Origin of the sequence: Rhodoferax saidenbachensis, from assembly GCF_001955715.1 — a bacterium.
Classification (GTDB): domain Bacteria; phylum Pseudomonadota; class Gammaproteobacteria; order Burkholderiales; family Burkholderiaceae_C; genus Allorhodoferax; species Allorhodoferax saidenbachensis.
Genome location: NZ_CP019239.1, coordinates 2,346,221 through 2,370,193, shown reverse-complemented (window position 1 = coordinate 2,370,193; position 23,973 = coordinate 2,346,221). Strand labels below are relative to the sequence as shown.

The following is a 23,973-nucleotide window of genomic DNA, read 5'->3' as shown; positions in this document are numbered from 1 at the left end:
GTTATGCAATGACGGCCAACCTGCTCGACTTCGATCTAGAGGGATTGGCCGTTTTTTGCGAGCGGCTTGGAGAAAAGCGCTTTCGCGCCACCCAGCTGTTTCGCTGGATTCATCAAAAGGGTGCCTCCCAGTTTGATGAAATGAGTGATCTGGCCAAGTCTTTGCGCGAAAAGCTCAAGACGACGGCACATGTTCAAGCCCCTGGCATCATTACGCAACACATTTCGTCGGATGGAACCATCAAATGGCTGTTCGATGTAGGGGCTGGTGATGCGGTAGAGGCGGTTTTTATCCCCGAAGATGACCGGGGCACCTTGTGTATTTCTTCCCAGGCTGGCTGTGCAGTGGGATGCCGGTTTTGCTCTACCGGGCACCAGGGTTTCAGTCGCAATCTGACCGCTGGCGAAATCATTGCCCAGTTGTGGTTTGCAGAGCATTTTCTGCGCAAGCACCTGAATACGCCAGAGCGCGTTATCTCCAATGTGGTGATGATGGGTATGGGCGAGCCCCTGCAGAACTATGCTGCGCTGGTGCAGGCTCTTCGCGTCATGCTGGATGACCATGCCTACGGTCTGTCGCGTCGCCGTGTGACCGTATCTACATCGGGCGTAGTGCCCATGATGGACCGTTTGGGGGCAGATTGCCCGGTGGCACTTGCCGTTTCCCTGCATGCCCCGAATGACGCGCTACGTGACAACCTGGTTCCCCTGAATCGCAAATACCCGATCGCCGAATTGCTGGATGCCTGCAAGCGTTACCTGGCATTTGCGCCGCGGGACTTCATTACGTTTGAATACTGCATGCTGGATGGGGTGAATGACACACCGCAGCATGCGGCGGAGCTGGTCAAACTGGTGCGACAAGAGCCAGGGAACTGGTGCAAATTCAATTTGATTCCCTTCAATCCCTTTCCAGCGTCTGGTTTGACCCGATCACCGCAAGCCACAGTCTTGGCTTTCGCCAAAGTTCTTAGTGATGCAGGCATAGTGACGACCATTCGCAAAACCCGTGGCGACGACATCGATGCAGCATGCGGGCAACTGGCTGGAGATGTGAAAGACCGTACCGGAGTTCAGAAGCGAATAACCATACAACGTACCGTTATGCTCAAGCCTGTTGTTGAAATTGCTCCGAGTGGGCAGGGGGATGTGGTCAATGGGTGATTTGAGAAAAATGGGCGTGGTGATTTCCTCCCGCTTGCTGTGGGCCTGCTGGGCATTTGTTGCCGTGGTTGGCCTGTCGGCCTGTGCGTCCAGTACCTCTAATCCAGGCAGCAAAGGAGCGGGCGCTGATTTGGTGACCGATTCGGACGAGCCGGATGCGCGCAGACGCGCACGCACACGTCTGGACTTGGCCGTTCTGTATTTCAGCGATGGCAAGGCAACCATTGCGTTGGACGAAGTCAAGCAGGCGATTGCGACCGACCCCAGCTGGTTTGAGTCTTACAACATGCGTGGGCTGATTTATACGCAGTTGGGTGATATGCCGTTGGCCGAGGAAAGTTTTCGCAGAGCGTTGAGCCTGAACCCCAGGGCAGCGTCGGTACAACATAACTACGGCTGGATGCTCTGCAAGCAGTCGCGCTTGCCTGAGGCTGTGCAGATGTTCAGCAATGCCCTGGCCAATCCTGCGTATAGAGACAAAGCCAAAACTTGGATGGCACAAGGACAGTGCCAGTTGGAGGGTGGCCAGCGGATAGAGGCGGAAGCCAGTTTTCTGCGGTCTTATGAAGTCGACCCTGTCAATCCGATTACGGGCTACAACCTTGCCCTGCTCATGTTTCAGCGCAAGGAATTGGTGCGAGCGCAGTTTTTTGTCCGCCGCATTAACAACAGCGAGCTGGCCAACTCCGAGTCGCTTTGGCTTGGCATCAAAGTGGAACGTGAATTGAACAACAGGGATGCTGTGGCGCAATTGGGCGGGCAGTTGAAGAAACGTTTTCCTCAGTCCCGCGAGTCGTCGGCCTATGAGCGAGGTGCTTTTGATGAATGATGTGGTGACTCCATCACAACCGGATGGTGGCGTTAATGAGTCTGCCCAGCCTGTTTCCTTGAGCGCGGGCACCATGCTACGCAATGCAAGAGAGTCTTCGGGGCTGCATGTGGCCGCCCTGGCGGTATCGATGAAGATCCCTGTCAAGAAGCTCGAGGCGCTGGAGGCTGACCGGTTCGATTTGCTGCCAGACGCGGTGTTTGTGCGGGCCTTGGCATCCAGCATGTGTCGCGCGCTGAAGATTGACCCCGCACCGGTTTTGCAGAAACTTCCGCAAAACATCATTCCTCGCCTGGATACTGAAGAGCGCGGCATTAACGCGCCATTCCATAGTCCGGGGCAAGCTACCAGCCTCTCCATTCCGGCCTTTTTTGCCAAACCAGCGGTGTTGCTAGTACTGGCGTTGTTGGTTGGGGTGGTTGGGTTGGCCTTCTTACCCGAGATGCAAAAACCAGAGCCGGCAAGTGACCCTGTTGCGCTGGTTGCGCCTGCGCTTCCTCCTGCTACCGCCAAGGAAGAGGTTACTACCCCTGTGGAGGTCGCTCCGACAAACCAGATGCCCGTTGTCGTACCTGCAGCCGTGCCTACGGTCGCTGCCACTTTGCCTGCGGCCGCGCCATCCTTGCCAGAGCCTGCAAAAGCAGCGGTGCCCGCCACTCCCGTCAAGGTAGAAATGCCCGGTGCGGTGGTTGATGTGGCCGGCGCTTCCACGGGTTTGGTGGTATTCAAGGTTCGTGGCCCATCATGGGTGGAGGTGACGGATGGAAAAGGGGTCGTCCAACTGCGCAAGACCTTGGTGCAGGGCGAAACCATTGGCGCTTCTGGCGCATTGCCTCTGTCGGTTGTGGTCGGACGTGTGGACGTCACAGACGTAGAAGTACGTGGTAAAGCGTTCAGCCTGGCTGGCATTGGCAAAGACAACGTTGCGCGTTTTGAGGTGAAATAGTGGACTCCGATTTGCCGATCGCTTTGGCATTGCCCAAAAAGCGTGCATCCCTCCAATCCAACGTGGTGTGGGGTTCCCGCACGGTGACCGTGGGTGGCGGTGCGCCGGTGCGCATTCAGTCCATGACCAACACCGATACTGCAGACGCCATTGGTACGGCAATCCAGGTCAAGGAACTGGCGCTTGCTGGTTCGGAGCTGGTACGCATCACAGTGAACACGCCCGAGGCAGCGCAGGCCGTGCCTTATGTCAGGGAACAACTGGACCGAATGGGCATTGATGTTCCGCTGATTGGCGATTTCCATTTCAACGGACATCGTCTGTTGACCGATTTTCCTGAATGTGCCCAAGCCCTGTCCAAGTACCGCATTAACCCAGGCAATGTTGGCAAGGGTGACAAGCGGGATCGCCAGTTCGGGCAGATGATTGAAGCGGCCGTGCGCTGGAACAAGCCCATCCGTATTGGCGTCAATTGGGGCAGCCTGGACCAGGAGTTGCTGGCATCCATGATGGATGAGAACAGCAAACGTACCGTGCCTTGGGATGCCAAACCTGTGATGTATGAGGCCTTGATCACCTCGGCGCTGGAATCTGCCGCGCGGGCGCAGGAGATGGGCTTGCCTGCGCACCAGATTATGTTGTCCTGCAAGGTCAGTGGTGTGCAGGATTTGATCGCGGTTTACCGTGAATTGGGGAGGCGCTGTGATTACCCCTTGCATTTGGGGTTAACCGAGGCGGGCATGGGTACCAAGGGCACCGTGGCATCTGCGGCGGCATTGGCCGTGCTGTTGCAAGACGGTATCGGTGACACCATTCGTGTCTCTCTCACCCCCGCGCCGGGCGAAGCACGCACGCAGGAAGTGGTCATTGCATCCGAGATCATCCAGGCCCTCGGCCTGCGCACTTTTGTGCCCAGTGTTACTGCTTGCCCCGGATGTGGTCGCACCACCAGTACGACGTTCCAAGAGTTGACCAAACAGATTGACGATTTTTTGCGTGCCCAGATGCCCGTCTGGCGTGCCAGTTACCCCGGTGTGGAAAACCTCAAGGTGGCCGTCATGGGGTGCATCGTGAATGGCCCCGGTGAAAGCAAACACGCCGACATCGGCATCAGCTTGCCCGGCACGGGCGAAGCACCGGCTGCACCGGTCTTCATCGACGGCGAAAAACGCATGACACTGCGCGGTGACTCCATTGCCACCGATTTCCAGGCAGTGGTTGAAAACTATATACAGCAGCGCTTCGGAAGTGCAGCTGTTGCTACCCCCAATTAAGAAGAACCATGGTTGAGAATACTGCGCCACGCAAGGCGGAAAAGCTGTTGGCTGTCAAAGGCATGAATGACATCCTGCCGCCGGAGTCGGCGCGCTGGGAGTCACTTGAAGCTACGGTGCGCGAGTTGATGGCGCGCTATGCCTACCGCAACATTCGGACGCCCATTCTTGAGCACACGGCGCTCTTCGTGCGGGGTATCGGTGAAGTAACGGACATCGTCGAAAAGGAGATGTATTCCTTCGAAGACCGGGCTGACAAGCATGGGCAGGCCGAACATCTGACGATGCGACCTGAAAGCACCGCCAGCGTGGTGCGTGCGGTTATCGAGAACAACCTGTTGTACGACGGTGGCAAACGCCTTTACTACATGGGCCCCATGTTTCGCCGCGAAAAACCGCAACGCGGGCGTTATCGCCAGTTTCATCAGATCGGTGCGGAAGTATTGGGCTTTGCAGGCCCTGAAGTGGATGCTGAGCTGATCTTGCTGGCTTCTGCCCTCTGGAAAGCCATTGGCCTCACTGATGTGCGTCTGGAACTTAACAGCCTGGGGCAGGCTGCAGAACGTGCGCAGCACCGTACCCAGCTCATCGCACACTTCGAAAAACATGCAGACAAACTGGATGAAGAGGCGCGCCGCCGTCTGCACAGCAACCCGCTACGCATCCTCGACACCAAGAATCCCGCGATGAAGGATGTGGTGGAGTCTGCCCCCCGGCTGCTGGACTTCCTTGGCGCGGAATCGCTGGCGCATTTCTCAGGGCTTAAGGCCATCCTCGACGCCAATGGCATCGCCTATACGATCAACCCACGGCTGGTACGCGGGCTGGACTACTACAACCTCACTGTCTTCGAGTTTGTGACCGATAGGCTGGGCTCGCAAGGTACGGTATGCGCCGGTGGCCGTTATGACGACTTGATCGTCCAGATCGGCGGTAAGGCGGCGCCAGCAGTGGGATGGGCATTGGGTATCGAGCGCGTGCTCGAGTTGCTGAAAGAACAAGGTACACCCATGTCGGCGCCCGCCCCAGACGCTTACGCGGTGATTCCCGACGCTACAAGCATGCCTGTGGCCTTACGCACACTGCAACAGTTGCGTGACGTGGGCGTGCGCGTGCAGATGCACGCTAGCACTGCGGAAGGACTGGGCAGCTTCAAGGCGCAGTTCAAGAAGGCAGACGCCAGCGGTGCGGCATTCGCGCTTGTTTTTGGTGCGGACGAGTTGGCGCGGGGCGAAGTGACCGTCAAGTCTTTGCGCGATGGTAGCGGCGTGCAAGTGACCCAGCCACTGGCCCAGGCCGCGCAATGGGCGTCCAGCCTACAATCCAACGCTTAACTGAATATCTCCATGGCAAATCATCTCGATCTCGAAGAACAAGAACAACTGGACCAGCTCAAACACTTTTGGGCGCAATACGGCAACCTCATTACCTGGTTACTGATCGCGGTTCTGGGCTCCTTTGCCGCCTGGAACGGCTACCAATATTGGCAGCGTAGCCAGGCAAATCAAGCATCGACCATGTTTGATGAAGTGGAGCGCGTGGTGCGCAGTGGAGATGTCGAGAAGGCCGAACGTGCTTTTTCTGACATGAAAGAGCGTTTTGCTTCCACCACCTACACGTACCAGGCGGGCCTGTTGGTTGCCAAGATGTCTTACGAAGCAGGCAAGGCAGACAGCGCCAAGACGGTGTTGGGATGGGTTGCAGAAAAATCGTCCGATAAAGGCTATGCGTCCATTGCGCGGCTGCGGCTGTCTGGGGTACTCATGGAGGCCAAGGCCTTTGACGAAGCGCTCAAGCAACTGGAAGGGGACATCGCCCCTGAATTCTCTGCCTTGGTACTGGACCGCCGGGGCGACATTTATGCAGCCCAAGGCAAACGCACCGAAGCAGCTACGGAATACCAGAAGGCGTTCAAGGCCTTTGACGAACGTTCGGAATACCGTCGTTTGCTGGAAGTCAAACTCAACGCCTTGGGTATCAATCCTGCAGCAGATGCGCCTGCGGTTAGTGCGGCGAAGTGAGGCAAATAAACGTGGTGCACCGTTCTCTTTTCCAAGGCCTAGTCAGCCGCTTTGGCTGCTTGTTGCTGCTGGCGGGTCTTCTTGCCGGATGTGCGGGTGCCGAAAAAGCCAAGCCCGCTGATCTGGAGCCCAACACGGCACTCATAGGCGTGCGTCCTGCCTGGAATGCCAGCGTTGGAGAAGTGGCGTTTCCGCTGGACCTCCGCGTGGTCGGCAATACCCTCTTTGCTGCAGGTTCCCAGGGCGTGGTGGTGGCGATTGATGCCCGCACCGGAGGCGACGTGTGGCGCACCGCATTGGCGACCCCGTTGGCCGCTGGCGTGGGCAGTGATGGCCGCCATGTGGCGGTGGTCAGCCGTGGCAATGAATTGATTGTGCTGGACACTGGAAAAGAAATTTGGCGACAAAAAATAGGAGCAGTCACGCTGACTGCACCGTTGGTCGCAGGTGCGCGGGTTTTTGTGTTGTCCGCTGACCGCACTGTGTCAGCGTTCGACGCCGCCAGTGGCCGCAAGCTGTGGCAGCAGCAACGCAGCGGTGATGCGCTGGTGCTGGGCCAAGCGGGTGTCATGGTCGCTGTCGGCGATACCTTGGTCATCGGACTGGGTGGTCGCTTGGTGGGCATGAACCCGCAGAATGGCACTGTGCGCTGGGAAGCGCCTGTGGGAACCAGTCGCGGCATCAATGAAGTAGAGCGCCTGGTGGACCTGGTCGCGGGCGTCAGCCGCGATGGCGATTCGGTGTGTGTGCGGGCGTTCCAGTCGGCCGTCGGTTGTGTAGATACGGTCAAGGGGCGTACAGTCTGGACCAAACCTGCATCCGGCGCGACCGGTGTTCATGGTGATGAGACTGTCGTATATGGCGCCGAAAGCGACAGCAAGCTTATTGCGTGGCGTCGCGCAGACGGTGAACGTCTGTGGTCTTCCGATCGTTTGCGTTTCCGCAATGTCACCGCCCCTACCTTGGTGGGACGTTCCGTGGTGGTGGGCGACGAATCAGGTTGGGTGCATTTCCTGTCGCGTGAGGACGGTGCGCCCTTGAACCGGGTGGCCACCGACGGATCTGCCGTCGTGGCTGCACCTGTGTTGGCGGGGCAGACTTTGGTGGTGGTCACGCGCCGTGGCGGTATCTTTGGCTTCAGGCCCGAGTAAAACTTGGGATTGAATGCATGAAACCCGTAATTGCCCTGGTGGGGCGGCCCAATGTAGGCAAATCCACCCTTTTTAATCGTTTGACCAAAACCCGTGACGCCATCGTTGCGGATTTTGCGGGGCTCACGCGGGACCGCCACTATGGCAACGGCAAGCAAGGTAAACACGAGTACATCGTGATTGACACCGGTGGTTTTGAGCCGGACGCGACCAGCGGTATCTACAAAGAAATGGCCAAGCAAACCCGCCAGGCGGTTGCGGAAGCTGATGTGGTGGTGTTTGTGGTGGATGCCCGTGGTGGCTTGTCTGCCCAGGACCACGATATTGCCAAATACTTGCGCAAGCTAGGTAAGCCCTGCATCCTGGTGGCCAACAAGGCCGAGGGGATGAAAGAGGGCGCTCAACTGGTCGAGTTTTTTGAACTTGGACTGGGAGAAGTGTTCCCCATTTCTGCAGCACACGGGCAGGGTATTCGTTCGCTGGTGGATGTGGCGCTGGAACCATTGCACCTGCCAGACCCTGACGAAGAAGAAGCGGAGCAAGAGCCCGGCGTGGTCAAGCTGGCCGTGGCAGGGCGCCCGAACGTGGGCAAATCCACGCTGATCAATACCTGGCTGGGCGAAGAGCGGCTGGTGGCCTTTGACATGCCGGGAACAACCCGTGACGCGATTTCTGTGCCTTTTGAGCGCAAAGGCCAGAAATTCGAGCTAATAGACACCGCAGGTTTGCGCCGCAAAGGCCAGGTTTTTGAGGCCATTGAGAAGTTTTCGGTCGTCAAAACCCTGCAGGCGATTGAGTCTGCCAGTGTGGTCTTGCTGCTGATCGATGCGATCCAGGGCGTGACCGACCAGGATGCCCATATAGCGGGCTACATCCTGGAATCCGGCCGGGCTGTGGTGGTTGCCATTAACAAATGGGACGCGGTGGACGAGTACCAGCGTGAGCTGGTCAAGCGATCGATCGAAACCCGGCTGGGTTTCCTGAAGTTTGCGGCTTTGCACCTGATCTCGGCCCAGAAGCGCCAAGGTCTGGGACCGGTCTGGGACTCGATTGCCCAGGCCCACAAGGCTGCCAATTGCAAGATGCCTACGCCGGTGCTCACCCGACTGTTGCTGGAAGCCGTGCAGTTCCAAACGCCCAAGAAGACCGGCATGTACCGGCCCAAGCTGCGTTATGCCCACCAGGGCGGTATGAACCCGCCCATTATCGTGGTGCACGGTAACTCGCTGGAGCACGTCACCGAAGCCTACAAACGCTTTCTGGAAGGTCGCTTCCGCAAGGAATTCAACCTGATTGGTACGCCGCTGCGTATCGAAATGAAATCCTCATCCAACCCGTACGCGGACAAGGATTGATCGCTGATTGACCCCGCAATACTCGGGTTTCTCCGCATAGTGCGAGATTCGGGTTCATGGTGTGGTATCGTTCCTTTCTCTTCATTTTTTGAACACGGAGAATATCGTGAACAACAAAGGTCAGCTTTTGCAAGACCCCTTCCTCAACGCATTGCGTCGGGAACACGTGCCAGTGTCTATTTATCTGGTTAACGGCATCAAACTGCAAGGTCAGATCGAATCTTTCGATCAATACGTCGTGTTGTTGCGCAACACGGTGACCCAAATGGTCTACAAACATGCGATTTCCACCATCGTTCCCGGACGTGCTGTGAATTTTGCTACCCCCGGTTCGGAAGAGCCTGCGACGCCCTGATCCTTCGCGACTTCGACCGGGACTCCATGGTGAGTCCCGTTCTTTTTCACCAATTTGACCACCAAGCCTTCTTCCGTTGAGGCTCCTACCATTCTGGTCGGGGTTGATTTGGGCTTGCCCAACTTTGATGGTGAGCTGGAAGAGTTAGGTCTTTTGGCCCAGACGGCGGGCATGACGCCCGTGGCACGCGTCACCTGCAAGCGCCGGGCGCCCGATGCGGCGTTGTTCATAGGCTCCGGCAAAGCTGACGAAATCAAGTTGCTGGCTACCCAACTCGGGGCCCAGGAAATCCTGTTCGATCAGTCGCTAAGCCCAGGCCAGCAGCGCAACTTGGAGCGCCATCTGGAACTTCCGGTGAATGACCGGACTTTTCTGATTCTGGAAATCTTTGCGCAACGTGCGCGCAGCCATGAAGGCAAGTTGCAGGTCGAGCTGGCCCGACTGCAGTACCTCAGTACGCGCTTGGTGCGGCGCTGGTCCCACTTGGAGCGTCAGACCGGCGGAGCGGGTGTACGTGGTGGTCCTGGTGAGAAGCAGATCGAATTGGACCGCCGCATGATCTCGGAGACCATCAAGCGCACCAAGGAGCGCTTGGTCAAAGTCAAGAAACAGCGACAAACACAGCGCCGACAGCGCGAACGCAGAGACGCTTTCAACATCTCACTGATTGGCTACACCAACGCGGGCAAGTCCACACTGTTCAACGCGCTGGTCAAGGCCCGTGCGTACGCAGCCGACCAATTGTTTGCCACGCTGGACACCACGACGCGCCAGCTGTACCTGGGTGAGGCTGCGCGTTCGGTCTCGCTGTCGGACACAGTAGGGTTTATCCGTGATCTGCCGCACGGTTTGGTGGATGCCTTCCAAGCCACGTTGCAGGAAGCCATCGATGCCGACTTGTTGCTGCATGTGGTGGATGCATCCAATCCCAATTTCGTCGAGCAGATTGCCCAGGTGCAGCAGGTGCTGGTGGAGATTGGCGCGGCCGACATTCCGCAATTGCTGGTGTTCAACAAAATTGATGCACTCGATGCCGAGCACCAACCGGTGCGCGTGGAAGACAGTTTTGAAATCGCGGGTGTGCAAACCCCCCGCATTTTTGTCAGTGCCAAGAATATGTTGGGTATGCAGGAGTTGCGTGCCCGTCTGGCACAGTTGGCGTCCACTGAGGCGGCTGAGCCGGAAATGCCGGTTTATTCCCCCGACTCTTCAGGGGCTGATCTGTGATTGGGCACAATCGCACAGAGATATACGTGAGATGAAGAAATGAAACTACACCTTCGTGCTGCTGAGTGGGCCACCTGGAGAGCCCGCACCTTGTTCAATCTGAACGATCCCCGATGGGGGCGTGGCGGAGACGACAAGCCTGCCGATTCCGGCGCTTCGGGCAATGGTTCTCCGGAAGGCGATACACCCAAGCCACCCACTGATACAGGTCCTGCTGGCGGACGCAAGGGCGGCAACGCCTCTGGACCGCCAGACCTGGACGAACTGTGGCGCGATTTCAACCGCAAGCTCGGTGGTTTGTTTGGCGGCCCGAAGAAGCCTCCGCAAGGCGGTGGCGGCTCGGGCGGCGGTTTTCAGCCCGACATGAAAAGCGCTGGCATTGGTGTCGGCCTGATTCTGGGCGTGGTGGTGTTGATCTGGCTGGGGACCGGCTTTTTCATCGTTCAGGAAGGCCAGCAGGCCGTCATCACCCAGTTCGGCAAATACAAAAGCACCGTCAGTGCGGGTTTCAACTGGCGCCTGCCATACCCCATCCAGCGCCATGAGCTGGTGTCCGTGACCCAGATCCGCTCGGTGGACGTAGGGCGCGACAGCGTGCTCAAGGCCACTGGACTCAAAGAATCGGCCATGCTGACCGAAGACGAGAACATTCTGGACATCAAGCTGGCTGTGCAATACCGTCTGAGTGACGCACGTGCTTTCTTGTTCGAAAGCAAGAATCCGTCGGACGCTGTAGTGCAGGCCGCTGAAACGGCTGTGCGCGAAGTGGTTGGCAAGATGAAGATGGATGCTGCCCTGTCCGAAGAGCGTGACCAGATTGCTCCCCGAGTCCGCGCCCTGATGCAGCAGATTCTGGACCGCTACAACGTGGGTGTGGAAGTGGTTGGTATCAATCTGCAGCAAGGGGGCGTGCGTCCCCCCGAGCAGGTGCAGGCTGCGTTTGATGATGTGCTCAAGGCCGGCCAGGAGCGCGAACGCGCCAAGAACGAAGCCCAGGCCTATGCCAACGACGTGATTCCCCGCGCAGTAGGTTCCGCCTCGCGTCTGAAGGAAGAAGCCGATGCCTACAAGGCCCGTGTGGTCGCCCAGGCACAGGGTGATGCCCAGCGCTTCCGCTCGATCTATGCCGAGTACCAGAAGGCGCCCCAGGTCACCCGTGACCGCATGTACCTGGACACCATGCAGCAGATCTACAGCAACGTAACCAAAGTGCTGGTCGAATCGCGCCAAGGCTCCAGCTTGCTGTACCTTCCACTGGAAAAGCTGTTGCAGATGAATGGTCCCGGTACCGTGACTGCGGACCCGATGGCCTCTTCCTCTGCGGCTGGCGCACCTGTCCAGGTGCTGCCCCCCGCCAATACCTTGTCCAACGATGCACGTAGCCGCGACTCCGGTCGCAGCCGTGATCGTGACGTACGCTAGGAGCCACGCATGAACCGGCTTGGATTTATTTTGTCGTCGTTGCTGGTGCTGTTGGCACTGGCCAGCTCCACACTGTTTGTGGTGGACCAGCGCCAGTTCGGCGTGGTCTATGCCCTGGGGCAAATCAAGGAAGTGATCACGGAGCCCGGCTTGAATTTCAAGTTGCCGCCACCCTTCCAGAACGTGTCCTACATCGACAAGCGCCTGCTCACGCTGGATAGCACCGATGCAGAACCCATGCTGACTGCCGAGAAACAGCGCGTGGTGATCGACTGGTATGTGCGCTGGCGCATTTCCGAACCTTCGGAGTACATCCGTAACGTGGGTCTGAACGAAAGCGCGGGCGCGAACCAGCTCAACCGCGTGGTGCGCAATGCCTTCCAGGAAGAAATCAACAAACGCACGGTAAAAGAACTGCTCTCGCTCAAGCGTGAAGCGCTGATGGCCGATGTGAAGGCCGAAGTGTTGGACAAGGTGCGCGGCGCCAAGCCATGGGGCGTGGACGTGGTGGACGTGCGTATTACCCGCGTGGACTACGTGGAAGCGATCACCGAATCGGTGTATCGCCGTATGGAAGCCGAACGCAAGCGTGTGGCCAATGAGCTGCGTTCCACCGGTGCTGCCGAAGGCGAAAAAATCCGTGCCGATGCCGACCGCCAGCGCGAAGTGGCGATTGCCAACGCCTACCGCGACGCCCAGAAGATCAAGGGGGAGGGCGATGCCGAAGCCGCCAAGATTTACGCCGACGCGTTTGGCAAAGACCCGCAGTTCGCCCAGTTCTACCGCAGCCTGGACGCCTACAAGGCCTCCTTTGCGAACAAGAGTGACGTGATGGTGCTGGACCCGGCCTCCAGCGAGTTCTTCAAGGTCTTCCGCAATGGTGGATCTTCGGGTGGTTCCAGCAAGAAATAAGCCTTGGACAGCGATACCCTCTGGCTGGCATTGGCCTTCGTTCTGGTGATCGAAGGCCTTTTTCCTTTTCTGTCTCCCTCAGGCTGGCGCCGCACCTTCACACAACTGCTGCAATTGAGCGACGGCCAAATCCGCTTCTTCGCAATGTTCAGCGTATTGGGTGGTCTTGTACTGATTTGGTGGCTGACACCCTGAAAACCGGGCCCCAAGCCCGGTAAAATCTCGGTTTTAACAGCCCCCTCAAATTCCATGTCTGCTTGGGTCCTGCCGGATCACATTGCCGATGTGCTGCCTTCCGAGGCGCGCCACATCGAAGAAATACGTCGAGACCTGCTGGACATGGCGCGCTGCTATGGCTACGAGCTGGTCATGCCGCCTTTGCTGGAGCATCTTGAATCCCTGTTGTCGGGCACCGGTGAGGCGCTGGATCTGCAGACCTTCAAGCTGGTCGACCAGCTCTCGGGCCGCATGATGGGCCTGCGGGCCGACAGCACGCCCCAGGTCGCCCGCATCGACGCCCATTTGCTCAACCGTGCAGGAGTCACACGCCTGTGCTACTGCGGCCCGGTGTTGCATACGCGCCCCAGCGGTACCAATGCCACACGTGAACCGCTGCAGTTTGGTGCTGAAATCTACGGCCATAGCGGCCTGGAGGCCGATCTTGAAATCCTGACCCTCGCGCTGGACTCGCTCAAGGCCGCCCAGGTCGGCTCCATCAGCGTGGACATGGCCGATGCCGGTATCGTGCATGCGGTGCTGAAGGATGCAGGCCTGACAGCCGCTGCGCTGGCCAACGTGCACAGTGCATTGGCTGCCAAGGACGCCAGCGAACTCCAATCCCTCTCGCGCCATCTGCCCGCAGCTACCGCCAAGGCGCTGCAGGATCTGGTGCAGTTGTACGGCGACGCCAGTGTGCTGGCTGAGGCCCGCAAGGTGTTGCCCGATCTGCCGGGCATCCAGCGTGGCCTGGACCATTTGCAATGGCTCTCCAGCCATATCGAAGACGCCAAGGTGACGTTTGACCTTGCCGACCTGCGTGGTTATGCCTATTACAGCGGCGTGCAGTTTTCCATCTACGCCCCGGGTGCCAGTGATGCGCTGGCACGTGGCGGACGGTATGACGAGGTCGGTTCGGTCTTTGGCCGCAAACGCCCGGCCGTGGGTTTCAGCCTGGATATCAAGGCTGTGGTCGGCGCTGCAGCGGTACGCCCCCTGCGCGCGGCCATCCGTGCGCCTTGGGGTGAAGCACCTGCCTTGCGCTCGGCCATCGCCGGGCTGCGCCGGCAGGGCGAGACCGTGGTCTGCGTGTTGCCAGGCCACGAGAGTGAAGTCGATGAGTTTCAGTGCGACCGCGAATTGGTGCAAGCCGCCGGTCAGTGGGTCGTAACAGCAATCTAGAGCAAAGCGAAATGAATACAACCAAAGGTCGAAATGTAGTGGTCGTGGGCACCCAGTGGGGCGACGAGGGCAAGGGCAAGCTGGTCGATTGGCTCACCGAAAGCGCCCAAGGCGTGGTGCGCTTCCAGGGCGGCCACAACGCAGGCCACACCTTGGTCATCAACGGCGTGAAAACTGCCTTGCACCTGATCCCCAGCGGCATCATGCGCCCGGGCGTGAAGTGCTACATCGGCAACGGTGTGGTGTTGTCGGCCGCCAAGTTGTTTGAAGAAATCGAAGGCTTGGAAAAAGTCGGTGTCGAGCTGCGCTCGCGCCTGCGCATTTCTGAGGCCTGCCCCTTGATCCTGCCGTTCCACGCCGCGCTGGACGTGGCCCGTGAAGCCTTCCGCGAAAAGGGCGGAACCACCAAGATTGGCACTACGGGTCGCGGCATTGGCCCTGCCTATGAAGACAAGATTGCCCGCCGCGCGCTGCGCGTGCAGGATTTGAAATACCCCGAGCGTTTTGCCGCCAAGCTGCGCGAACTGCTGGACCTGCACAACCATGTGCTGACCAGCTACCTGGGCTCCGCCGCATTCGACTTCGGCCCCACACTGGCGCCGTACATGAAAGACGGTCAGGTGTTGTTTGAGCCGGTATATGCCGAAGCCATGCGCCACGCCGAACTGCTCAAGCCCATGATGGCGGACGTGTCGCGCGAACTGAACGAAGCCAACCTGCACGGCGCCAATCTTTTGTTTGAAGGCGCACAGGGCACGCTGCTGGACGTGGACCACGGCACCTACCCCTATGTCACATCGAGCAACTGCGTGGCCGGCAACGCCGCCGCGGGTGCCGGTGTCGGCCCGGGCATGCTGCACTACATCCTGGGCATCACCAAGGCCTACTGCACCCGTGTAGGCGGTGGCCCTTTCCCCACCGAACTGGATTGGGAAAAAGAAGGCACCCCGGGTTACCACATGAGCACCGTGGGCGCCGAGAAGGGCGTGACCACCGGCCGCTCGCGCCGCTGCGGCTGGTTTGATGCTGCTTTGTTGAAGCGCTCGGCCCAGGTCAATGGCCTGTCGGGTCTGTGCATTACCAAGCTCGACGTGCTGGACGGCCTGAAAGAGTTGCTGCTGTGCACCGGCTACGAACTGGACGGCGAAGTGGTAGACATCCTGCCCATGGGCGCCGATGACATTTCGCGCTGCAAGCCGATTTACGAAACCATGGAAGGCTGGAGCGATAGCACCGTGGGTGTCACGCAGTACGACAAGCTGCCGGTGGCCGCGCGCCTGTATCTGCAGCGTATCGAGCAGGTCACCGGTGTGCCTATCCACATGGTGTCCACCAGCCCGGACCGTGACCACACGATCATGATGCGCCACCCCTATCTGGCCGATTGATGCTCCAGTTTTTGAGCAAAATAGCCCTCTAGCCCCCGTAAATATTGCGCAAGCAGCTACTAATTTAGGAGCATTCTGATGTTGACAGAAGACGGCAAGCACCTGTATGTGAGCTACGACGAGTACCACAACCTGATTGAAAAACTGGCGATCAAGATTTTTCAGTCGGGCTGGGAGTTCGACACCATCCTGTGCCTGGCCCGCGGCGGCATGCGCCCCGGTGACATCTTGTCCCGCGTGTTCGACAAGCCGCTGGCCATCATGTCCACCAGCTCGTACCGCGCCGAAGCCGGCACGCAGCAGGGCAACCTGGACATTGCCCGCTACATCACCACCCCCAAGGGCGAGATCGCCGGCAAGGTGCTGCTGGTCGACGACCTGGCCGATTCGGGCCACACGCTCAACGCCGTCATCAACCTGTTGCGCAACAACTATTCGCCCATCACCGAGCTGCGCAGCGCCGTGATCTGGACCAAGGCCGTGTCGGTGTTCACGCCCGACTATTCGGTCGAATTCCTGCCCACCAATCCCTGGATTCACCAGCCTTTCGAGGGCTACGACGCTCTGCGTCCCGAGCAACTGATCCAGAAGTGGAGTGTGTGACGTCACCCCCACGCTCCGCCGCTGCGCGGGTCGCTGCCCCCCGAGGGGGCTAATTGCCTAGCGGCGCTGGCCGCCAAGCGGTCCAGAACCGTTTGGGGCGGCCCGGCGCGGAATTGTGGCCCCCATCTACAAGGCTTCACTATGACGCATCCCACCACCCAACTCATCCACAACCCGTACACACCACCCCCCGGTTTTGACGCGCCGCAGCCCGGCGTGTTCAAGGCGTCCACCGTGTTTTTTGAGTCGGTGGCCGACATGCGTTCGCGCTACACCTCGGTGGTCGACAAAAACTCCTACACCTATGGCCTGCGCGGCACGCCCACCAGCTATCTGCTGGAAGAGCGCCTGTGCGCGCTGGAGGGCGGCACGCGCTGCCTGCTCGCGCCCAGTGGCCTGGCAGCCATTGCAATGGTGTCCCTGTCGCTGCTCAAGAGCGGCGACGAGGTGCTGATCCCCGACAACAGCTACGGCCCCAACAAGGACCTGTGCGACGGTGAGCTCAAGGACTGGGGTATTTCCTACCAGGTCTATGACCCGATGGATCCGTCCGACCTGGAAGCGCAGATCTCCAGCCGCACCAAACTCATCTGGCTGGAGGCTGCGGGCTCAGTCACGCTGGAGTTTCCCAACCTGGCCGAGATGGTGCGTATTGCCCGCCGGCGCAAAGTCTTCACGGCGCTGGACAACACCTGGGGCGCCGGTCTGGCCTTCAATCCGTTTGACCTGACGCCCGGCAGCGTCGAGCCGCTGGCGGTGGATGTGTCCACCCATGCACTCACCAAATACCCCAGCGGTGGCGGCGATGTGTTGATGGGAAGCGCCATGACGCGTGATACCGCCGTGCACCGACGCCTGGCCACGACCCACCGGCGCCTGGGCTTTGGCGTAGGGGCCAATGACGTGGAGGCCGTACTGCGCTCCCTGCCTTCCATGCCGTTGCGTTACCGCGCGCATGACGAAGCCACGCGGGCACTGGCCCAGTGGGCGCAGACGCAGGCCGAGTTTGTCCAGGTGCTGCACCCATCGCTGGAAGAATCTCCCGGTCACGCGCACTGGAAAGCCCAGTGTGTAAATGGCGCCGGTGGTGCTGCGGGCCTGTTCAGCGTGATGCTGGACGCGCGCTTCAGCCAGGCCCAGGTCGACGCGTTTTGCGATGCCTTGCAGGTCTTCCGGTTGGGCTACAGCTGGGGTGGGCCTATCAGTCTGGTCATGCCGTATGACCTCGAATCTATGCGCAACGGCTGGCCGCAACATTTGCTGCGCGGCACGTTGGTGCGCTTTTGCATTGGTCTGGAAGCGGTGGAAGATCTGCAGGCTGACATCGAGGAAGCCCTGCGGGTCCTTCGCTGAGCGCCCGGGTTTCTCCCGGGGCAGCAGACGCGTTGGCCGCGCTAGGCTTGGGGCATGAGCCCCTTGCCGCCGGTTGAAGCCCCTCCACCCTATATCCCGCCGCCCTCCGAGGCGCCACCCAAAGAGATTCTGCGGGTGCGCCTCGTGCACCTGCTGCACTGGCTGCGCGCGGGCTGGCGTGACCTCTGCGCCCACCCCGGCATTGCCGCTTTTTACGGCACGGCGTTCTGGCTTATGGCGCTGGTGCTCGGTGCCGTGTTCCGCAACAAACCCGAGTACACCATGTCCATGGCCTCCGGCTGCCTGTTGCTGGGCCCGTTCTTGGCCATGGGGCTGTATGAGGTCAGCCGCAGGCGTGAGCAGGACCTGGTGCCCGACCTGGGCAGCTCGCTGACCTGCTGGGACCGCCATATGGGTAGCATGGCCATGCTGGTGCTGGTCTTGATCGTGCTGGAATTGTTGTGGGGCAGGGCGTCGCTGGTGGTGTTCGCCGTGTTCTTCAACACCGGCATGCCGTCCACGGCCAGCGTGGTCCAGGCAGTGTTCAACCCAGAGAACTGGGAATTCTTGCTGGCCTACACCGTGGTGGGTGGAGGCTTTGCCATGTTGGTGTTTTCGATGGCGGTGGTGTCCATCCCGATGATTCTGGACCGCGACACCGACGCCATCTCCGCGGCCATCACCAGCCTGGAGGTGGTGTTCCACAACACCGGGGCAATGCTGTTGTGGGGGCTGCTGATCGCTGTTTTGGTGGCGCTGGCGTTGTTGGCGCCGTGGGGTCTGGGCCTGCTGGTGGTGGGGCCTTTGCTGGGCCACGCGAGCTGGCATGCGTACCGTGGCACGGTGCACTGGCTGCAAGGTGGTACAGTGCCATGAATTATTGAAAGAACACCTTGGCAAAACCCAATTACGGTTACGAAAAACGTCAGAAAGAACTGGCTAAAAAGAAGAAAAAAGAGGAAAAGCTCAAGAACAAGGGTGAGCGCAAGGCCGGCGACGGACAAGACGACAGCACCCCCAATGACGCCGCCAACGAAGCTATTGGTGAGTCCGCCGCGCCCGCGGAACCGGCTTCCGACGACACGCCCTGACAACCCAGCGCAGGCGCTCCGTTAGACCAGGGTTTTTGCCAGCGCCACCATGGCCTGCATCGAATGGTCGGCGGGTGAAATAGTGATGGCCTGCGCGTACTGACTGAAGTTGCGCACCATCGACTGTAGGTAGCCCGGGTCATAGTGCTGGGCCAGCAGGTCCCGCACCACCGGTTGCAAATCTCCCGCCAGCACCAGCGCTTTCCACTCTGCCACCAGGGCCCTGCCCCGAAAGGTGGCCAGCACGTCCAGGCGGTCGCAAAAGTAGGTGGTGTCACGCGTCAGAAACGCGTAGTCCTCCAGCAGCAGCGCCACACGTGCGTCCATGGGGAGTTCCACGTTCAGGCACGGGCTGGTGCGCATCTGTTCCACCAATACGGCGGGCACAAACACATTGCCGACCTTCTTGCTCTCGCTTTCCACAAACACCGGGCGCGCGGGGTCAAACTGGCGCAGCGCGTTCCACACCAGCATGTCAAAGCGCTTTTGTGTCGGCTGGGCCAGCCCGGGGATGGCGCCCAGCACCGAACTTCGGTGGTTGGCCAGGGCTTCCAGATCCAGCACCTGCGCGCCCACGCTGTCCAGCGCGTGCAAGAGCCGCGTCTTGCCCGAGCCTGTGGTGCCACAGACCACGCGCAGGTCCAGCGGCGCGACGCGTGCGGCGGTATCCAGCAGCATGGCCGCGCGAAACGCCTTGTAGCCGCCTTCCACCAGCGTGACCCTGAAACCGATCTGGTCCAGGATCAGCGAAAGCGAGCCGCTGCGTTTGCCGCCGCGCCAGCAGTAGGCCAGGGGTTTCCAGTCCTTGGGTTTGTCCAGCACCTCGCGTTCGATGTGCATGGCAATGTTGCGCGCCGCAATGGCCGCGCCGCGTTTGCGGGCTTCAAATGGATTGACCTGCTTGTACAGCGTGCCGATTTCCTTGCGTTCGGCGTTGTTCAGTGTGGGCCAATTCACGGCCAGCGGCAGATGGTCTTCGTCAAACTCGCCCTCGCTGCGCGCGTCAATCACCGTGTCGAACTCGTGCAGCCGGGCCAGCACCTCGGTGGCCTGCATCACGTTCAGGCTCATGGAAGCAGTTTCTTCACGGCGGGCCACACGTTGGCCAGAATGGTCGGGTGGGCTGCTTCGGTGGGGTGAATGCGGTCCGCCTGGAACAGGCGCGTGGCGTCGGGCCCATCGGCTATGCCTTTGAGCATAAACGGCACTAAGGCGGCCTTGTTGGCTTTGGCTACCGTGGCAAAGGTGGCTGCAAATTTCTGGCCATAGTCCTGCCCGTAGTTGGGTGGCACCTGCATGCCCAGCAACAGTACTTTGGCGCCAGCCGCTTGTGCTGCTTGGGTCATGGCCTGCAGGTTGTCCTGCGTCATGGCCAGCGGCAGGCCGCGCAGGGCGTCGTTGCCGCCCAGCTCAATGACGACTACCGTGGGTTTGTGTTGTGCCAGCAGGGCTAGCAGGCGCGAACGCCCGCCCGAGGTGGTGTCGCCGCTGATGCTGGCGTTGACCACGGTCACGGCCTTTTTCTCCTGCGCCAGACGTTGTTCCATCAGCGCGACCCAGCCGCTACCGCGTTTGAGGCCATACTCAGCGCTCAACGAGTCGCCGATCACGAGCAGGGTGGCGGAGGCGGGCGGGGTCTTGGTCTGGGCGCTGGAAAGCCCTGCAAAGCCAGCCGAAATACCAAGCGCGATAAAGTGTCGTCGATACAAAGAGGGCCTCATGTCTGATTCAATTATTGCGGTGGACCATGTATTCAAGGCGGTGACCGATTCCACCGGCACGCTGCAGATCCTGCGTGACATCGATTTTGCACTCAAAGTGCGCGAGACGGCGGCCATCGTCGGAGCATCCGGGTCGGGCAAGAGTACTTTGCTCTCCATCATCGCCGGCCTGGACACCCCCACGTCGGGCACGGTGCGCCTGGCCGGGCAGGATCTGTTTGCCATCAACGAAGACGCACGCGCTGCCTTGCGCGCCCGCAGCGTGGGTTTTGTGTTCCAGAGCTTCCAGTTGCTGGGCAACCTGACCGCGCTGGAAAACGTCATGCTGCCGCTGGAGCTGGACGGCCGCAAGGACGCCCGCAAAGCTGCCAGCGAGATGCTGGCCCGCGTGGGCCTGTCGCAGCGCCTGAACTCGTACCCCAAGGTGCTCAGTGGCGGCGAACAGCAGCGCGTCGCGCTGGCCCGCGCCTTCGTGGTGCAGCCCGCTGTGCTGCTGGCCGACGAACCCACCGGCAGCCTGGACTTCGCCACGGGCGAAACCATCATGGAGTTGATGTTTGAACTGAACCGCGAGCAGGGCACGACCCTGGTGCTGGTAACCCACGACCGCGCCATTGCCGCGCGCTGCGATCGGCGTATCACCATCGAAGCGGGTCGGGTGGCTGCGGCAGAGGAGCTGACATGACCAAGGGCTACTGGATTGCACGCGTCGATATTGCAGACCCCGAGGGCTACAAGGCCTACGTGGAGGCCAACGCGATTCCTTTCAAGAAATACGGTGCCCGGTTTCTGGCGCGGTCAGGCCGGTATGAAAACCCCGAGGGCAGCAGCCGCTCGCGCAATGTGGTGCTGGAGTTCCCGTCCTACCAGGCCGCGCTGGACTGCTGGAACTCCCCCGAATACCAGTACGCGGTGACACTGCGCAAGCCGGTGTCCACGGCAGACATCGTGATCGTTGAAGGTTACGACGGACCTCAGCCTTAAATTGGCCTCTAGCCCTTATGGGATGTGCGCAAGCAGCTATCAAAAATATAGTAAATAGAGGGTTGGCCCGGCATGCGTGACTACCTGAAGAAGGCCTTCCGCTGGCAAAGGGGCCGCCAGGGCACCGGCTACGACAAGATGCTGCTGCTGACCGCCCGCTGGCCGCTGCCGTTTGACAGTTATCTGATCCGTTACCCCGTGGGTGCGCAGATTCCGCCGCATACCGACCCGGTGCAGGCCGGGCGGCACTACCGGCTCAACATCGTGCTGAAGGCGTCCCGTGCGGGCGGTGAGTTTGTCTGTGCCACGCCCATTTACACCAGCCGCAGGGTCAAGCTGTTTCGCCCCGACGCTTGTGAGCACAGTGTGACCCGCGTAGAGGGCAGTAGCCGTTATGTGCTGTCGCTGGGCTGGGTTTTGAAGGCGCAGGCCCGATAATCGGGCCATGTCATCTCCCAAAGTTCTCTTCGGCTTCCATGCCGTGGGCGTGCGCCTCAAGACCGCCCCAAAATCTATCGTTGAAATCTATGTGGACCCCACGCGCCGCGATGCGCGCATGCGGCAGTTCACCGACAAGGTGGCCGAGGCGGGCATCCGCCTGATCGAAGCCGACGGCGTGCGCCTGGCCAAGATGGCCGGCAGCCACGGCCACCAGGGCGTGGCTGCGCGGGTGCAAGAGATCAAACAAGTCCATTCGCTGGACGAGCTGCTGGAAAACCTGGAAGCCGCCAACGCCGCGCTGCCGGTGGCCGAACGTACCCAGCCGCTGATCCTGGTGCTGGACGGCGTGACTGACCCGCACAACCTGGGCGCCTGCCTGCGGGTGGCCGATGGCGCGGGCGCACACTGCGTGATCGCCCCCAAGGACCACGCCGCCGGCATCAACGCCACCGTGGCCAAGGTGGCCAGCGGCGCGGCCGAGACCGTGCCGTATTTCATGGTGACCAACCTGGCGCGCACGCTCAATGAGCTCAAAGAGCGGAACATCTGGATCATCGGCACCAGCGACCAGGCCACCCAGACCCTGTACCAGGCGGACCTCAAAGGCCCCGTGGCCCTGGTGTTGGGCGCCGAAGGCGACGGCATGCGCCAGCTCACGTCCAAGACCTGCGACGCACTGGTCAGCATTCCGATGCACGGTGCCGTAGAGAGCCTGAACGTGTCGGTGGCCAGTGGCGTGTGCCTGTACGAAGCGCTGCGCCAGCGCAGTTGATCGGCCTGGCCCCGGGCTACATCAGCTCATAAAAGCGCATGGCCACCTGATCAGGGAAGCGCGCGCCCGAGCCGACAAACATGCGCTCGGTGATCCAGCCCAGCGCGCGCGAGGCGGTCTCAAACGTGGGGCTGCAGCGAAAGTAGATCTGCGTCGGGTCCACCGGCTCACCGCGTACCAGCCGGGCCATCAGGTCTGCCGGGCCGCAGCGCAGGGCGCGGTTCTGCACATAAATCATGTCGCCGCCATCGGTCTCCAGCACATAGCGCGCATCCAGCTCGGCCAGACGCTCGTTGACGACCAACTGAAAGTCTGCGCCGCCGGGCAGCACGCGGGCAGTCCAGCCATCACCTGTGGCCTGACCACTCAGGATAGGGATCAGGCGGCGCAGGCCGCGCCCGGTCTGGCCCACCTCCTGAGGTGGGCCCACCTGCACAGTCAGGTCAGCAAAATACTTCAAGGCCGGTGGCGCGAGGGCGTCCATGGGGGCCATCAGTCGGCCTTGAATCCGGTAGCGGCCACGGCCTTGCCCCATGTCACGGTGTCGGCGCTGATGATGCGGGTGAAGTCCTCGCGGGAGGTGCCCGTAACGCGGAAACCGGCCTCTTCCAATCGGGTCTTGCCATCGGCGGATTTCACGGCTTTCTGGATGTCGGCACTGAGCTTGGCGAGGATGTCAGCGGGTACCTTGGCGGGCGCCACAATGCCAAACCACGAGGTGAATTCGAGGCTGTTGTAACCCTGTTCCTTCATGGTGGGGGTGTCGGGGAGCGCGTTGGCACGGGTCGCGCCAGTGCTGCCCAGGGCCAGCAGTTTGCCGGCCTTGACGTTGGGGGCGGCCAGACCCACGCTGGCAAACACGCCCTGTACGTCGCCACTGAACAGGCCACCCAGCGCGTCACCTGTGGTTTTGTAGTGCACTGCTTCAGGTTTGATCTTGACGGCATCGCCAAACATGAAGGCGCCAAAGTGGCCCGGTGTGCCTGCACCAAAGGTGGCCAGGAACATGCCATTGGGCTGTTTGCCGCTCCACTCGACAAACTCCTTGACGTTTTTGGACGGGACCTTCTGCGGGTTGACCAGCAGCACGAAGTCGGAGCTCACGACTTGGCTGACGGCGGCAAAGTCTTTTTGCGGGTCGTAAGGCAGTTTGTTGTAGCTGCTGGGGGCAATGCTCAGTTGCCCGGTCTCGCCCAGCATCAGCGTGTAGCCGTCGGGCGCGGCGTGGGCGGCCTCATTGGCGGCAATCAGGCCACCGGCACCGGGCTTGTTGTCCACAATCACACCCATGTTGCCCCAGCCTTCTGACAGCTTTTGAGCCAGCAGGCGGGCCACGATGTCCGGACCGGTGCCTGCCGGGAATCCCACAATGATGCGCACAGGTTTGGTCGGGTAGCCCGCGGCCGATTGGGCTTGCGCGGTGGTCCATGGCGCCAGTGATGCAGCGGCAACCGCCAGCGCGGCGGCGGTGCGGGTCAGCTGGCGCAGGTGGGTGCGACGGGTGGATGGTGTGCTCATGGTGTCTCTCGTTGTTGTGAAAAAAGGGCGTTGGCACCCAAAAAAAGGC

Annotated in this window: 27 protein-coding genes; 23 read left to right on the top strand and 4 right to left on the bottom strand. The window is 60.5% G+C overall.

The window, feature by feature from the left end; genetic code table 11:
* Positions 1-8 precede the first annotated feature (8 nt).
* The 19 genes from rlmN (at position 9) to RS694_RS11275 (ending at position 18,488) form a co-directional block, all read left to right on the top strand.
* Positions 9-1,163, top strand: a complete 1,155-nt coding sequence (gene rlmN, locus RS694_RS11365) for a dual-specificity RNA methyltransferase RlmN (protein ID WP_029706961.1) — start codon at positions 9-11, stop codon at positions 1,161-1,163.
* Positions 1,156-1,992: a type IV pilus biogenesis/stability protein PilW gene (gene pilW / locus RS694_RS11360; protein ID WP_076069606.1), complete on the top strand. Its 837-nt coding sequence runs from the start codon at positions 1,156-1,158 to the stop codon at positions 1,990-1,992. Before rlmN ends, pilW begins: the two co-directional genes overlap by 8 nt.
* Positions 1,967-2,938 (top strand): helix-turn-helix domain-containing protein, encoded by a 972-nt coding sequence (locus RS694_RS11355; RefSeq protein ID WP_029706963.1) that lies wholly within the window; start codon positions 1,967-1,969, stop codon positions 2,936-2,938. Before pilW ends, RS694_RS11355 begins: the two co-directional genes overlap by 26 nt.
* The gene (ispG, locus tag RS694_RS11350) at positions 2,938-4,212 is read left to right on the top strand and encodes a flavodoxin-dependent (E)-4-hydroxy-3-methylbut-2-enyl-diphosphate synthase (protein WP_241463948.1); all 1,275 of its coding nucleotides are present in this window, start codon (positions 2,938-2,940) and stop codon (positions 4,210-4,212) included. Before RS694_RS11355 ends, ispG begins: the two co-directional genes overlap by 1 nt.
* Positions 4,213-4,220: 8 nt before the next feature.
* The gene (hisS, locus tag RS694_RS11345) at positions 4,221-5,546 is read left to right on the top strand and encodes a histidine--tRNA ligase (protein ID WP_029706965.1); all 1,326 of its coding nucleotides are present in this window, start codon (positions 4,221-4,223) and stop codon (positions 5,544-5,546) included.
* Positions 5,547-5,558: 12 nt separating this feature from the next.
* Positions 5,559-6,233 (top strand): YfgM family protein, encoded by a 675-nt coding sequence (locus RS694_RS11340; RefSeq protein WP_029706966.1) that lies wholly within the window; start codon positions 5,559-5,561, stop codon positions 6,231-6,233.
* 14 nt (positions 6,234-6,247) lie between these two features.
* A complete protein-coding gene (gene bamB, locus RS694_RS11335) occupies positions 6,248-7,384 on the top strand; it encodes an outer membrane protein assembly factor BamB (protein WP_051391802.1) in 1,137 nt (378 codons plus the stop codon).
* Positions 7,385-7,401: 17 nt separating this feature from the next.
* Positions 7,402-8,739: a ribosome biogenesis GTPase Der gene (der, locus tag RS694_RS11330; RefSeq protein WP_029706968.1), complete on the top strand. Its 1,338-nt coding sequence runs from the start codon at positions 7,402-7,404 to the stop codon at positions 8,737-8,739.
* Between the two features lie 106 nt (positions 8,740-8,845).
* On the top strand, positions 8,846-9,094 hold the full coding sequence (gene hfq, locus RS694_RS11325) for an RNA chaperone Hfq (RefSeq protein WP_037246993.1): 249 nt from the start codon (positions 8,846-8,848) through the stop codon (positions 9,092-9,094).
* A gap of 54 nt (positions 9,095-9,148) precedes the next feature.
* A complete protein-coding gene (hflX, locus tag RS694_RS11320; protein ID WP_037246995.1) occupies positions 9,149-10,321 on the top strand; it encodes a GTPase HflX in 1,173 nt (390 codons plus the stop codon).
* A gap of 39 nt (positions 10,322-10,360) precedes the next feature.
* Positions 10,361-11,743: an FtsH protease activity modulator HflK gene (gene hflK / locus RS694_RS11315; RefSeq protein ID WP_029706971.1), complete on the top strand. Its 1,383-nt coding sequence runs from the start codon at positions 10,361-10,363 to the stop codon at positions 11,741-11,743.
* A 9-nt stretch (positions 11,744-11,752) separates the two neighbouring features.
* The gene (gene hflC, locus RS694_RS11310) at positions 11,753-12,655 is read left to right on the top strand and encodes a protease modulator HflC (RefSeq protein ID WP_029706972.1); all 903 of its coding nucleotides are present in this window, start codon (positions 11,753-11,755) and stop codon (positions 12,653-12,655) included.
* A gap of 3 nt (positions 12,656-12,658) precedes the next feature.
* On the top strand, positions 12,659-12,850 hold the full coding sequence (locus RS694_RS11305; protein WP_029706973.1) for a DUF2065 domain-containing protein: 192 nt from the start codon (positions 12,659-12,661) through the stop codon (positions 12,848-12,850).
* 54 nt (positions 12,851-12,904) lie between these two features.
* A complete protein-coding gene (locus RS694_RS11300) occupies positions 12,905-14,053 on the top strand; it encodes an ATP phosphoribosyltransferase regulatory subunit (RefSeq protein WP_029706974.1) in 1,149 nt (382 codons plus the stop codon).
* An 11-nt stretch (positions 14,054-14,064) separates the two neighbouring features.
* Complete coding sequence (locus RS694_RS11295; RefSeq protein WP_029706975.1) at positions 14,065-15,441, top strand: adenylosuccinate synthase; 1,377 nt, start codon at positions 14,065-14,067, stop codon at positions 15,439-15,441.
* A 78-nt stretch (positions 15,442-15,519) separates the two neighbouring features.
* Positions 15,520-16,044, top strand: coding sequence for a phosphoribosyltransferase (locus RS694_RS11290; protein WP_029706976.1), 525 nt, complete (start codon positions 15,520-15,522; stop codon positions 16,042-16,044).
* A 141-nt stretch (positions 16,045-16,185) separates the two neighbouring features.
* Complete coding sequence (locus RS694_RS11285; RefSeq protein WP_029706977.1) at positions 16,186-17,397, top strand: PLP-dependent transferase; 1,212 nt, start codon at positions 16,186-16,188, stop codon at positions 17,395-17,397.
* A 54-nt stretch (positions 17,398-17,451) separates the two neighbouring features.
* A complete protein-coding gene (locus RS694_RS11280) occupies positions 17,452-18,273 on the top strand; it encodes a DUF2189 domain-containing protein (RefSeq protein ID WP_037246997.1) in 822 nt (273 codons plus the stop codon).
* A 17-nt stretch (positions 18,274-18,290) separates the two neighbouring features.
* A complete protein-coding gene (locus tag RS694_RS11275) occupies positions 18,291-18,488 on the top strand; it encodes a hypothetical protein (RefSeq protein WP_029706979.1) in 198 nt (65 codons plus the stop codon).
* A gap of 21 nt (positions 18,489-18,509) precedes the next feature.
* Here RS694_RS11275 and mnmH read toward each other — a convergent pair whose 3' ends face one another.
* Both mnmH and RS694_RS11265 read right to left on the bottom strand, forming a co-directional pair.
* The gene (mnmH, locus tag RS694_RS11270) at positions 18,510-19,559 is read right to left on the bottom strand and encodes a tRNA 2-selenouridine(34) synthase MnmH (RefSeq protein ID WP_029706980.1); all 1,050 of its coding nucleotides are present in this window, start codon (positions 19,557-19,559) and stop codon (positions 18,510-18,512) included.
* On the bottom strand, positions 19,556-20,209 hold the full coding sequence (locus RS694_RS11265; RefSeq protein ID WP_029706981.1) for an arylesterase: 654 nt from the start codon (positions 20,207-20,209) through the stop codon (positions 19,556-19,558). The genes mnmH and RS694_RS11265 overlap by 4 nt, the downstream gene beginning before the upstream one ends.
* Here RS694_RS11265 and RS694_RS11260 point away from each other — a divergent pair.
* From RS694_RS11260 to rlmB, 4 genes are all read left to right on the top strand, one after another.
* Positions 20,208-20,894 (top strand): ABC transporter ATP-binding protein, encoded by a 687-nt coding sequence (locus RS694_RS11260; protein WP_029706982.1) that lies wholly within the window; start codon positions 20,208-20,210, stop codon positions 20,892-20,894. The two genes, RS694_RS11265 and RS694_RS11260, sit on opposite strands and share 2 nt — an antisense overlap.
* Complete coding sequence (locus tag RS694_RS11255) at positions 20,891-21,193, top strand: DUF1330 domain-containing protein (protein ID WP_029706983.1); 303 nt, start codon at positions 20,891-20,893, stop codon at positions 21,191-21,193. The genes RS694_RS11260 and RS694_RS11255 overlap by 4 nt, the downstream gene beginning before the upstream one ends.
* Positions 21,194-21,265: 72 nt before the next feature.
* Positions 21,266-21,631 (top strand): 2OG-Fe(II) oxygenase family protein, encoded by a 366-nt coding sequence (locus RS694_RS11250; protein WP_029706984.1) that lies wholly within the window; start codon positions 21,266-21,268, stop codon positions 21,629-21,631.
* 7 nt (positions 21,632-21,638) lie between these two features.
* Positions 21,639-22,406, top strand: coding sequence for a 23S rRNA (guanosine(2251)-2'-O)-methyltransferase RlmB (gene rlmB, locus RS694_RS11245; protein WP_029706985.1), 768 nt, complete (start codon positions 21,639-21,641; stop codon positions 22,404-22,406).
* 16 nt (positions 22,407-22,422) lie between these two features.
* Here rlmB and RS694_RS11240 read toward each other — a convergent pair whose 3' ends face one another.
* Both RS694_RS11240 and RS694_RS11235 read right to left on the bottom strand, forming a co-directional pair.
* Positions 22,423-22,899: a DUF3237 domain-containing protein gene (locus RS694_RS11240; protein ID WP_029706986.1), complete on the bottom strand. Its 477-nt coding sequence runs from the start codon at positions 22,897-22,899 to the stop codon at positions 22,423-22,425.
* Positions 22,899-23,924, bottom strand: coding sequence for a Bug family tripartite tricarboxylate transporter substrate binding protein (locus tag RS694_RS11235; protein WP_029706987.1), 1,026 nt, complete (start codon positions 23,922-23,924; stop codon positions 22,899-22,901). The genes RS694_RS11240 and RS694_RS11235 overlap by 1 nt, the downstream gene beginning before the upstream one ends.
* Between the last annotated feature and the right edge of the window lie 49 nt (positions 23,925-23,973).